12 protein-coding genes are annotated in these 12288 nt (G+C 47.6%); 2 read left to right on the forward strand and 10 right to left on the reverse strand.

Going from position 1 to position 12288, the window contains the following annotated elements:
• The coding region (locus tag TES5_RS05750) for a transposase (protein WP_198143297.1) at positions 1-239 on the forward strand (239 nt) is incomplete at its 5' end.
• A 160-nt stretch (positions 240-399) separates the two neighbouring features.
• Here the strand turns inward: TES5_RS05750 and TES5_RS05755 are convergent.
• The 3 genes from TES5_RS05755 to rlmD form a co-directional block, all read right to left on the reverse strand.
• Positions 400-714 (reverse strand): type I restriction-modification system subunit M N-terminal domain-containing protein, encoded by a 315-nt coding sequence (locus TES5_RS05755; protein ID WP_068560856.1) that lies wholly within the window; start codon positions 712-714, stop codon positions 400-402.
• Positions 704-916, reverse strand: a complete 213-nt coding sequence (locus TES5_RS05760; protein WP_068560858.1) for a prevent-host-death protein — start codon at positions 914-916, stop codon at positions 704-706. The genes TES5_RS05755 and TES5_RS05760 overlap by 11 nt, the downstream gene beginning before the upstream one ends.
• 341 nt (positions 917-1257) lie before the next feature.
• Complete coding sequence (rlmD, locus tag TES5_RS05765; protein ID WP_068560860.1) at positions 1258-2643, reverse strand: 23S rRNA (uracil(1939)-C(5))-methyltransferase RlmD; 1386 nt, start codon at positions 2641-2643, stop codon at positions 1258-1260.
• Between the two features lie 219 nt (positions 2644-2862).
• Here rlmD and TES5_RS05770 point away from each other — a divergent pair, with 219 nt between their 5' ends.
• Positions 2863-3261, forward strand: coding sequence for a VOC family protein (locus TES5_RS05770; protein WP_068560863.1), 399 nt, complete (start codon positions 2863-2865; stop codon positions 3259-3261).
• A gap of 237 nt (positions 3262-3498) precedes the next feature.
• Here the strand turns inward: TES5_RS05770 and TES5_RS05775 are convergent, their stop codons facing one another.
• The 7 genes from TES5_RS05775 to ligA all read right to left on the reverse strand — a co-directional run bounded on the left by TES5_RS05775 (position 3499) and on the right by ligA (position 12285).
• Positions 3499-3903: a thioredoxin family protein gene (locus tag TES5_RS05775; protein WP_068560864.1), complete on the reverse strand. Its 405-nt coding sequence runs from the start codon at positions 3901-3903 to the stop codon at positions 3499-3501.
• A gap of 110 nt (positions 3904-4013) precedes the next feature.
• The gene (locus TES5_RS05780; protein WP_068560866.1) at positions 4014-5045 is read right to left on the reverse strand and encodes a diacylglycerol kinase; all 1032 of its coding nucleotides are present in this window, start codon (positions 5043-5045) and stop codon (positions 4014-4016) included.
• Between the two features lie 755 nt (positions 5046-5800).
• Entirely contained in the window at positions 5801-7231 is a 1431-nt protein-coding gene (gene gatB, locus TES5_RS05785; protein ID WP_068560868.1) for an Asp-tRNA(Asn)/Glu-tRNA(Gln) amidotransferase subunit GatB, read from the reverse strand.
• 12 nt (positions 7232-7243) lie between these two features.
• Positions 7244-8698, reverse strand: coding sequence for an Asp-tRNA(Asn)/Glu-tRNA(Gln) amidotransferase subunit GatA (gene gatA, locus TES5_RS05790; protein WP_068560871.1), 1455 nt, complete (start codon positions 8696-8698; stop codon positions 7244-7246).
• The gene (gene gatC / locus TES5_RS05795; RefSeq protein WP_068560872.1) at positions 8695-9000 is read right to left on the reverse strand and encodes an Asp-tRNA(Asn)/Glu-tRNA(Gln) amidotransferase subunit GatC; all 306 of its coding nucleotides are present in this window, start codon (positions 8998-9000) and stop codon (positions 8695-8697) included. The genes gatA and gatC overlap by 4 nt, the downstream gene beginning before the upstream one ends.
• Positions 9001-9128: 128 nt before the next feature.
• A complete protein-coding gene (locus TES5_RS05800) occupies positions 9129-10262 on the reverse strand; it encodes a CamS family sex pheromone protein (protein ID WP_083546438.1) in 1134 nt (377 codons plus the stop codon).
• Positions 10255-12285 (reverse strand): NAD-dependent DNA ligase LigA, encoded by a 2031-nt coding sequence (gene ligA / locus TES5_RS05805; RefSeq protein ID WP_068560874.1) that lies wholly within the window; start codon positions 12283-12285, stop codon positions 10255-10257. Before ligA ends, TES5_RS05800 begins: the two co-directional genes overlap by 8 nt.
• Positions 12286-12288 lie beyond the last annotated feature (3 nt).

Raw genomic sequence — 12288 nt, forward strand, 5'->3', positions numbered from 1 at the left:
GTGTTTTCAATAAAGTAGCGCGTAATAGCCACAAATTCAAGCGGCTGTACAAGAAGCGGACTGCGATTGAACGGGTGAATGGGCGTCTTGATCGTGATTTCTTGTTTGAGCAACATACTATACGGGGTGAAAAGAAAATGAACCTTTTCGTAACCATGGCTTTTCTGGTCATGTTGGCATTCGCTAAACGGAATATCCAAAAAAATGAGTTGGGTCATTTGAATGCTTGGGTAGCGTAACCTCTAAAAAATAGAATATCCGTACGTTTCTTTGTCATGCCTTCGTATGAAAAAAACAGAATCCTGCTTATGCCCACACATACTGATCGGTATTAAGAGGCCCATATTCTGCATATTTGCGACTGAAAAAGCCATCGGCTTTGTTTTTTCTCTTTCAATTCTACAAAAAAAGCGAACAGCGTAATTGATTCAATGTTGATATCCTTTGTAATATCTTAATTGGCGTGTTTGGGTTCTTCTCAAATTTCTTTACGACCGCATCTTTGGTTGGCGAAAGAGCACACTCCAAACGGCGGATAATAATCATCGGAATAATTACATCTTTATATTTGTCAGATTTGTAGGGCCCCCTAAGAGTGTTGGCAATCGAGAAGACTAGCTCAACCTCTTTGCTTACATTTATACTTTCGTCATCAAACATGACTCGTGTCATTTTTCTGGATGTCATAATACCTTCCTCCTCATCAATATTCATTAATATCAATTCCTGCTTTTAGCAGTCGCTCATAGCGTTCGTTAGACATGACAACCGCTATAGGTTTTCCATTTTTCAATATAAACGCTGTTTTATCTTCTTTTGACAAAGAGGAGAGTATCTTTGAAGATTGCCCTCTGAGAAAGTCGGCCATGTTGTGATGCTCCATAGGCACTTTTGCTTTTTGCATTTTTTCCGGCATAGGTCGTGCCTCCTTTCGCAATAATGCACTTAAATCGTAACATAAAGTAATTACAGTTACAATATAAATCTATTATTTATTAGCAACTGTAATAGTAATTACTTATAAAAAATATGATGTTAATATTCTTACTCAAATCCCACATCTATCCTATCTCCTCAACCCCTATAAAAATAAGCGTTATCTAAGCTGTCAACTCAACCCTATTCCTTTCAGGGCCGTTGATATGTTACCACGAACAATAAAAATAAGGGTTTCCTTGCATTGTAACCTCCGGCAGCACAGCCGCGAGAATAGTTCAATGCTCGGAAACCCTTTATTTTCAGGCACTTTCTGCCCTTCTATTTCTCAACCCTTGACATCAACACCACCGTCTCAACATGCAGTGTTTGCGGGAACAGATCCACCGGTTGGATGCTGCCTACGCTGTAGCCGCCTTCGTGGAATAACTGTAGGTCGCGTGCCATAGTAGCTGGGTTGCAGCTGACGTAGACGATACGCTCAGGAGCGATTTCCAAAGCAGCTTCGATGAAAGCCGGTTCCAAGCCTTTGCGTGGAGGATCGACAACCAGGACATCGGCTTTGACGCCTTCAGCAGCCCATTTCGGCATCACTTCTTCGGCAGCGCCGACTTCGAAGGTAATGTTGTCGATGTTATTTGCTTCAGCATTCATTTCGGCCATTTTCACGGCATCCGGAACAACTTCCATCGCATAAACGTGTTTCGCTTTTTCAGCCAATGACAGGGAGATCGTTCCGATTCCGCAATAGGCATCGATGACGGTTTCTTCGCCTGTCAATTGCGCAGCTTCGATCGCCAATTTATAAAGTTTTTCCGTTTGGATCGGGTTCACTTGATAGAATGAGCGGGAAGAGATGGCAAATGTATGGCCCATCAGTTTGTCGTGATAAACGTCTTCACCGTGCAATACGATCGTTTCGTCACCTAGGATGACATTGTTTTGCTTCGGGTTCACGTTTTGGACGATGCTGACCACTTCCGGTAAAGCTTCCAAAATAGCCGGAATGATTTTGCTTTGCGGGAACAATTTCGCCGTACGCGTCACCAAGACAACCATCATTTCACCTGTGTAATAACCGCGGCGAATCATGATGTGACGGATATTTCCGGTATGTTTTTTCTCGTCGTATGCTTTCACGTTGAATTCTTGCAGAATGTCACGGACTTTTACGATGGCTTCATCGATTTTTGGATCCTGGATCTGGAAGTTTTCCATCGGGATCAATTCATGTGTGTTGGTGCGGAAGAATCCGGTAACCAATTTGCCGTCTTTTTGACGTACCGGGATCTGTGCTTTGTTGCGGTAACCCCAAGGATTTTCCATGCCGATTGTCGGTTTGACTTCGACTTCAGGCAATTTGGCAATGCGTTTCATCACTTGTTCGACGTTGTTCTTTTTGAATGCCAATTGGGCAGAGTAACGCAAGTTCTGCAATGGCATCGTACCAACGCGTGTTCCTTTAACATCGCGTGTCGGGATACGGTCAGGAGAACTGCTCAATCTTTCCTCAATGCGGGCGAATCCAAACGATTTGCCGACTTTTGTCACTTTGATGGTGGCACGTTCACCCGGTAGTCCATCCGCTACAAATAATGGATAACCCTCAACTTTTGCGACACCCATACCTTCTGACGTTAAGTCCTCAAATGTTACAGTCATCTTCTCATTTTTTATTACCGGTGCTACCGTATATTGTTTTTTCATATGTGCTCCTCAGTTCATAATTTTTCATTCTGATTCATTATACCAAAAAAGAAGTGGTCTCGATACAGCAAGCCCATTTGTTTGGAAAAAATAAGTACATTCTCATAATATCGCCTGATGCGGCGCATCTTATCGATAGGAAGTTCCAACCTTATTTAGTATAATGGAAGTATACAGACCAGTTGCTGATGGGTACAGGAAGAAAGCGAGGATGACAAAATGAGCGGACAACGGATTGTTCCCTTTTTGACGTTGCCGGGAACTGCAGAAGCAGCGATGCACTTTTATGTTTCCATTTTTCCAAATTCCAGCGTGACCTCCCTCACCAAGATCGATGAGGACGAACATGGGGAAGGCGGCCGCGTAATCAATGAGCAGTTTGTGCTGAACGGACAGGATTTCATGGCGATGGATATGGAGGAGGATTTTTTGCCGGATATGACTTGGGCCGTTTCCCTCTACGTGGACTGCGAAGATGAAGCCAGCTTCGATAACTACTTTGATTCCTTATCCGCAGATGGCGTTGTGATGATGGGACCTGAAGCAGTCGGCGAATTGCGCGCGGTAGCTTGGGTTACCGACCAATTCGGTGTTACTTGGCAATTAGTGTGGAAATAATGCGAATGGGCTGCTCCAGTTTTTTGGGGGCAGCCCATTCTTTATGGTTATCGGACATTCTCGGGTAGTCCTGCTTGCCGGTTGTCCGATTCTTTACGGTTATCAGACATTCTCAGGCATTCTTGCTGGTTAGTTGTCCGATTCTTTGCAGTTATCGGACATTCTCGGGCATTCTTGCTGGTTGGTTGTCCGATTCTTTAAGGTTATCGGACAAGCTCAGCCAGAAATCCTCGTCTGCTATTCTTCCGCCAATAACATTGGCAAGTCGGCTACGGTGTCCAGATTGACAGAACCGACCGCTTTTCCGTCCTCCAGCTTGATCAGGATGGGGACGAACGCGATGCCGTATGTATCCAGCACCTCGTCATAGTTGACGTCCTTGGCGCGTTTTTTCGTATTGTAGTAATAGGCGGTCTGCTCTGTTTCCGCCAATTCCTCTTCCAGGATCGGACGGAATTCCTTACAGTAAGGGCAGTCATCGAATCCGAAGTAGACGTAGGCCACATCCTGCGCGACCACTTCTTCGTATTCCGTTTCATTGTTGATCGCTACAATCTGGGAATCCCCCTCTTTCCCGCAGGCTACAAGCAGCAGTCCACTCAAGAATAATAGGAACGATAATTTCTTCTGTTTTTTCGGCATACGGCAAGTCCCCTTTAGCATAAACGTTTCTTTTTTCCAGTATAACAAAAAATGCCCCTGACCTCTCATCATAAGACCGAGAGGCCGGGCATTCTTTCTGTTTTCAATTTTTAGTTTTTACCGTCGTAAGGCAAGCGTTTGTCGTTCACTTCATCCGGGTGCAAGGTTTCAACTTCCTTCATGAAGCCGGTCCCGGCACCTTCAAGAATATCTCCATCAGCTTCTTCAATCGGATCAGCGTAATCGGAAGTGTTTCCGATGATTTTGATGTGTTGCTGGTGGTTTGTGAACAGAGTCGGTGCATCCCCGCCATACTCACCATCCAAGTTGATCATCAAGCGTGAACCATCCATGGATTCCGCTCTCACAAAGCTAGTATGTGTGTAGAGGACATTCGAATTTTCGAGATGTCTGCCATTGTTCAGTACCTGGGCCAACAGTTGCAGGATTTCAAAAATATTAGCAGTCTTTACGATAAACAGAGTGAACTTGCCGTCACCCAAAACGATGTTCGGATCGATCGTCTCAAAGCCGCCCACGGAGTTTGTCAAAGCTACAAAGAACATCGAAGCCATACCGTCATATACCCCGCCCTCGTATTCTATGCGCATATGCATCGGTTTGAGTTGCGGGATTTTTTCGGCACCCTTCACCAAATAGGCAAGGTAGCCGAAAATGGTTTTCAGTTTGGCCGGGACGTCGTAGGTCAAATCTGTCAGATAGCCGCCTGCTGCGATGTTAATGAAATAAGTATCATTCGATTGACCAATATCCATCGGTATGGCATTACCCGCCGCGATGATGCGGGCTGCATCCAACATATTTGAGCGCGGAATCTTCAAAGCACGGGCATAGTCATTTGTGGTCCCCGCAGGTATGATGCCGACTGTTGGTCTGTTGCCCAATCCGGCGATGCCATTGATAACTTCGTTCACGGTACCGTCACCACCTGCCGCAACAATCAGATCGAAACCGGCCAAAGCGGCACGCTCTGCTTCTTTTGTAGCAGAAAGGGGTTCTGGTGTCGTGGCATAAGCACTGGCCTCATAGCCTGCTTCTTCCAATATTTGAAGGATATCAATCATGCTTTTTTTCAGCATTTCTCTTCCGGAAGTAGGATTGTAAATTACTCTTGCTCTCATTCGTTTCCTCATCTTTCTGGGCTCATCTGTTATATAGGTCACAACTCATCTTTCCTTTGTCAAACCATTCAATTACTGATTATATCACCAAAATCATAAGAATACTAATTGCTGAACTAGAAAAAGATAGATTTGTTGTGATTTTTTTGAGAATTTATTTATTCAGAAAAAAGCTTATATTGTGTTTTTCGCAGAATCGGTAACTTTTCGTAGAAGATTAAGCAGATACAAAGGATCGTATTCCCGGTGACGCTGGTCTCATCGGGAATTGCGGGCATTTTGTATCCTGATTTCCCGGTGAACGCTGCCTCGCCGGGAATTCGAAGCATATTTCTTGCCTATTTCCCGGCGAGCTTCATTTTGATTGTGAGTGAAAAAAAGCCAACCTCCGGAAGGAAGTTGGCTGGAATGTGTGTAACGCAAACGCTTTGCATCTCGCTCTATCTTAGTTGAGTTCTGATTCGCAGAGTTCTCCGCCTAAGTTGACAACCACACGCGGACAAAAAACGTCCGCTTTGTGTTTGTCCTCTTAGTGCTCGAACTCTACCCGCGAATTGTCATGGCTCTTGCGATTTCAATCGCTTAGAGACATGATACACTTGACCGGTACGGTCACAGTGCATCCACATCCTATTAGTCGAACTCTGAATTGCAGGGGGTTCCGTCTAACGAGATTTAGGCCCATCCAGCCAAACCCGGGCTGGTTGTTCCTAAATCTCGTTAGTACTCGCCCCCTACCCGCAATTCATCGTATCCTATCTTTTTTCTAATTCCTGCGCTAGTAGTTGGTTGACCATGCCTGGGTTGGCTTGGCCTTTGGTTTGTTTCATGATTTGGCCTACGAGGAAGCCTTTGGCGCGGTCTTTTCCGGCTTTGAAGTCGTCAACGGATTGTTGGCTGTTGTCCAAAACGGCGTTGATGATCGGCAACAATTGGGCTGGATCGCTCATTTGGATCAGGCCTTCTGCTTCAACGACGGATTTGGCGTCGCCGCCTTTTGTTGCCAACAGGCGGAAGACTTTCTTGGCGATCTTCGTGCTGATGGTGCCGTCTTCGATCAATGTGATCATGCCGGCAAGGTTAGCTGGCGTCAGTTTTGTGTCAGCCAGTTCCACTTTTTCGCTGTTCAGATAAGCGGAAACTTCGCCCATCAACCAGTTGGAAGCCAATTTGGCATCGGCACCGGCAGCGATAGCGCCTTCGAAGAAGTCAGACATTTCTTTCGAAAGGGTCAATACCATTGCATCGTACTCAGGCAGCTCGTATTCCGAAATGTATCTTGCGCGGCGTTTTGCTGGCATTTCCGGAATACTTGCTTTTACGCGGTCTATCCATTCTTGGGAAATGGTTAAGCCTGGCAGGTCCGGTTCCGGGAAGTAACGGTAATCACTTTCGCCTTCTTTGACGCGCATCAGGATCGTTTCGCCATTTGTTTCATCGAAACGGCGTGTTTCTTGTTGAATGACCCCGCCAGCATTCAATACTTGCGCTTGGCGTTTTTCTTCATGAGCCAAGCCTCTGCGGACGAAGTTGAAGGAATTCAAGTTCTTCAATTCTGTCTTCGTTCCGAATTTTTCTTGGCCGAATGGGCGGATGGAGATGTTGGCATCGCAACGCATGGAGCCTTCTTCCATCTTCACGTCGGATACGTCTGTGTACATGATGATTTGGCGTACGGCATCCAGATAAGCATACGCTTCTTCAGGAGAGCGCATATCCGCTTCCGATACGATTTCGATCAATGGCGTTCCTTGGCGGTTCAAGTCGACATAAGAATAGCCGTCCGATCCGTGCATATTTTTGCCGGCATCTTCTTCAAGATGGACGCGCTCGATGCGGATCTTTTTCTTAACACCTTCCACTTCGATTTCAACCCAGCCGTCATGGCCGATCGGATTATCCAATTGCGAAATTTGATACGCTTTCGGATTGTCCGGATAGAAGTAGTTTTTGCGGTCGAAGTGCGTTTCAGTAGAGATTTCACAGTTCAAAGCCAAAGCGGCCTTCATGCAGAATTCGACTGCGCCCTTGTTGATGACAGGCAAGACGCCCGGGTAACCCCAGTCGATGACGTTTGTGTTTGTGTTCGGTTCTGCCCCAAAGTGTGCTGGAGATGGGGAGAACATTTTTGATTCAGTTTTCAATTCCACATGGACTTCCAGTCCGATGACTGTTTCATAATTCATGATGTTTTCCTCCTACAGGTTTGGGTGTTGGTCAAGATAATCGTTCGCTTGTTCCAATGCAAACGCGGCTTGATAGATTTTTGCTTCTTCAAAGTAGTTACCGATCAATTGGATACCGATCGGCATGCCGTCAGCCGAGAAGCCGCCAGGAACGGAAATGGCCGGAACGCCCGCCAAGTTGATCGTTACGGTCAACAAGTCGTCCATGTACATAGCCAATGGATCGTCATTCTTTTCGCCGATTCCGAAAGCAGTCGTTGTAGTGGTAGGTCCCAGAATCAGATCGTAGCCTGCGAAGATGTTCGCAAAATCGCGTTTGATCAGCGTGCGGACCTGACCAGCCTTTTTGAAGTAAGCATCATAGAAACCGGCACTCAATGAGAAGGATCCCAACATGATGCGGCGTTTCACTTCCATCCCGAAGCCTTCGGAACGGCTCTTGATGTACAATTCTTCCAACGAATTCACATTTTCTGCACGGTAGCCGTAACGCACTCCGTCAAAACGTTGCAGGTTGGATGAAGCTTCTGATGAAGCGATGATGTAGTAAGCCGGGATTCCATAAGCCAAAGTTGGCATGCTGACTTCTTCTACGGTAGCGCCCATTTCTTCGAATTGAGCAGCTGCTTTTCTGACAGTCTCTTGGATTTCAGCGGATACGCCATCTTGGAAATATTCTTTCGGCAAAGCGATTTTCATGCCCGCAACTTTTCCGTTCAGGTTCGCGCTGAATTTCGGCACTTCCATATTTAAGCTCGTGGAGTCTCTCTTATCATAGCCGCTGATTGCTTCCAACAACAAGGCGTTGTCGGTTACGTTGCGCGTCATCGGACCGATTTGGTCAAGGCTGGACGCAAAAGCGATCAAGCCGTAACGGGATACGCGGCCATATGTCGGTTTCATGCCGACGATACCATTGAAAGCAGCAGGTTGGCGAATACTTCCACCTGTATCAGAACCTAAGGAAGCGACAACTTCACCGCTGGCAACCGCAGCAGCAGAACCACCGGATGAACCGCCGGGCACTTTCGTCAGATTCCAAGCATTTTTGGTTTTTTTGTAGTAGGAGTTTTCCGTACTTCCGCCCATGGCAAATTCGTCCATGTTCAGTTTTCCGACGTTGACTGCGCCGGCTTCCTTCAATTTTGTGACGACGGTTGCGTCGTAGATCGGCATGAAGTCGCCCAACATGCGGCTCGCCGCTGTCGTTGTCACGCCTTCTGTGACGATGTTGTCTTTGATCCCTAAAGGAATACCGTTCAGGACATTGCCGTCTGCGTAGCCTTTTTCGTCAGCCGCTTGCGCTTGTTTCAAGGCGCCTTCTTCGTTCAAAGCCAAGAATGCTTCCACTTTTCCGTCTGTTTCAGCGATGCGTTTAAAGGCTGCTTGTGTCAGTTCCACGGAAGAAAATTCTTTGTTGACTAAACCTTCATGCAGGCTCGTTAGCGTTTCATTGAAAATACTCATGCGCCTTCCACCTCGTTATCTAAAATTGCGGGCACTTGGATCATGCCGTCTTCGGCTGTCTTGACGTTTTTGAATAAGAGGTCGCGATCCATTCCTGGTTCCGCTACATCTTCACGCATGACATTCTTCAATGCATAGCCATGGGAAGTAACGGGTACATCGGTTGTATCGACTGCTTCCAATTGTTCCACCATGTCGATGATGTCGCCCAATTGTTCTGTAAAATGTTTAATTTCGTGAGGAGCGAATTCCAGCTTGGCCAGTTTTGCTACGTGACGCACTTGCTCTTCAGTGATTGCCATGTAATACCCTTCTTTCTGTCGTTTTGTGTAGGTTTCGTTTTTTTACATACCTGTTCATTTTAGCATAAAAATCATCGGTTTGTGGGAGTTTTCTCACGTTTCCAGCCCTTTATTAAGGAAACCGTTACCTAATCGAAGATATGGTAACTGAAGCCCTGGCTGTCGTTTTCTCTTGTCAGGAACGATTCGATGCCGTTGATCGATTCAATCGTGATCTCAACGGGAATGTTTTGGGGCAGGAACCGTCCTGCTGCATCGGTTACGTGTTGGGTGAAGGCGATGATTTCCGTTTCCCCATAGAACTGAGTCGTGATGTCGATTTCGAGCGACATCAGTTGTCCATCGACGTACTTGCCTTCACCGACGATCCCGTTCAGGTTCGGGAAGAAATCCTGTACTTCATTCTTGAAGTTGTCAAAGTTGGAAGACTCTTCCGTCTGCGTTCCGCTTTGCAACGGGAAAACCACTTTGCTTTCATTGCGGGTGATCCATTCACCGATCGCAGACCCTTCAGTGGAGACGCCTTCGAACAGATAAGAGCCGCCGACCGGGCTGTCCTGTGCTGATTGCTCATATATGCCGATGACGATCGGAATGCTTTCCAATCCCTCTGTCTGGCGCAAACGGGTAATGATTGTATTTGCATAAGCTTTTGCCTGTTCTTCCAGTTTATCGCGGGAAATAGCTTGTTCCATCGGCACATCATTCACTTTGTAATAGTCGACCGAATTCATCGCCAATCCGATGGCCATTCCGGCCAACTCAAAGCCATTTTCATTCTGGATCATATAATCCTGTTCCAAAATCTGCTCCAGATAGATCGGCTCTCTGGTTGCCGCATCGGTGCTGCCGTTATCGGTCGGATTCAACCCGTCCGGATTGGAGTCGCTGTAGCGCCCTAGCCATAACCTCGTCGTATCATAATCGATGACTTGGCCTTCTTGAAAAAAGTATTGGTCAGTCGGGAAAACATTTTTCGCTACATCCAACAGATCCGCCTCAAAGTCTTTGATGTTGGCTGTCGAGTTCAGCGAGAGGCTGACACCGCGATTCTGGCTGAATTGGTATTTGCCGTCCACGATCAAGGCCGGATAATAATCGGTCGATAACTGATTTTGAGTCGTTTGGACAGTCACTTTTTCGGGTCCGGTATTGGTTGTGTTCTCCGTCGTTTGCGTCTCTGATAGCTGTCCGCAACTGGCCAACAGGAACATCGCTGCTCCGGAGACAGTCATAAGGATGACGCTTTTCGCTTTATTCACTGCTGTCACTTCTTTCCAAGTTTTTCACCATGTCTTCTTCTGTCCAGACGGGGATGCCCAGACTTTGGGCTTTTGCCAATTTGCTTCCTGCTTCTTCTCCGGCCACGATCCAGTCGGTCTTTTTGGAGACACTGCCGGTCACTTTTCCACCGAGAGCCTCGATCATTTCCGTCGCTTCGGTTCGGTTATAGTGCTTCAGTTTGCCCGTCAATACAACCGTTTTGCCGTTCCAGATGGAATCGATAGCAGCCACCTCAGCCTTTTTCTTGCCGAGATAGGTCAGATTCACGCCGTTCGCTCGGAATTCTTCAATCAGGTCCTTCACTTCAGGCAGTTGGAAATAGGCCACAACACTATCCGCGATGATATCACCCATGCCTTCGACGGCCATGATTTCTTCTTTTGTCGCCTGCATCAGCCGATCGATGGTTTCGAATTCCGCTGCCAGGCTGGCTGCCGCTTTGGCTCCGACATGACGGATACCCAAGCCGAACAGCAGGCGTTCAAAAGAGTTCCCGCGGCTCTGATCGATGGCCGTCACAATATTGTTGGCGGACTTTTCTTTGATTTTATCCAATTGGTAAAGGTCTTCTTCCGTCAGTTTATACAGGTCGGCTACATCCTTGACGAGCCCTTTTTCGAACATCTGGCTGACGACGCGAACGCCCAGACCGCTGATGTTCATGGCATTGCGCGAAACGAAGTGAGACAGGCCCTCTTTGATCTGGGCAGGGCACTTCGGATTGATGCAGCGCAGAGCTACTTCGTCCTCCAAATGCACCAACTGGCTTGCGCAGGCCGGGCACGTTTCGGGAATGACATAAGCTTCACTTTCCGGACCTCTGCGGTCGATAAGGACATGCTGGATTTCCGGAATGATGTCGCCGGCCTTGTGGATCACGACCGTGTCGCCGATGCGCACATCCTTCTCGCGGACGAGATCGACGTTATGCAGGCTGGCGCGTTGCACGGTGGAACCGGCCAAGAATACCGGATCCATTACGGCAGTCGGTGTCACGACACCGGTACGGCCGACTGTCCACTCGATGTCGCGCACGATCGTTTCGGCTTCTTCTGCTTTGAATTTGTAGGCGATCGCCCACCGCGGCGCTTTAACCGTATAACCGATTTCCTCTTGGGCAGAAAAAGCATTGACTTTGATGACGATGCCGTCGATTTCGTAAGGCAAATCTTTCCTTTTTGCTGCGATTTCTTCCGTGAATGCCCAGACTTCTTCGATCGAATCAAAGAGTCGGCGTTCCGGATTGGTCCGCAAACCGACCTGCGCCAATCGGTTCAACAATGCGTCCTGTGTCTCCACAGCCAATTGTTCGAAATTGGTTGCGTTGTACAGATAGATATTCAGGTTGCGGCTGGCCGCAATACTCGCGTCCAGTTGGCGCAGACTGCCGGCAGCGGCATTGCGCGGATTCGCAAAAATCTCCAGGCCTTTCTCATCACGATCCGCATTCAATTGGACGAAGGACGCTTTCGGCATGTAGCATTCGCCGCGGACTTCGAAAGTCAGCGGTTCATTCAGACGCAACGGAATGGCTTTGACCGTCCGCAAGTTCTGCGTGATGTCTTCGCCGATATTTCCGTCACCTCGCGTCGCGCCTTGGACAAACAGGCCGTTTTCGTATTTCAAAGATACGGCTAAGCCGTCGATTTTCAGCTCGCACATGTACTGCAAAGGCTGATCGGTCAATTTGCTGATGCGTTGATGGAATTGCAGCAAGTCCTCCTGATTGAAAGCATTCCCTAAGCTCAGCATCGGTGAATCATGCTGGACTTTGGTGAAGCCGGGCAGGATGGTCCCGCCGATGCGTTGCGTTGGTGAGTCCGTGGTGATCAGCTCAGGATGGGCTTTTTCCAATTTTTCCAGTTCTTGATACTGCTGGTCGTATTCTTTATCTGAAATACTGGGTTTGTCCAGTACATAATACTCGTAACTATAGCGGTTGAGGAGCGTCTTCAACGTCTCGATGCGCTCTTGGGCTTCGGTCAGACTTTCTTTCGCCATGAA

The sequence above is a fragment of the Trichococcus sp. ES5 genome, from assembly GCF_900067165.1.
In the GTDB taxonomy this organism is placed as follows: Bacteria; Bacillota; Bacilli; order Lactobacillales; family Aerococcaceae; genus Trichococcus; species Trichococcus flocculiformis.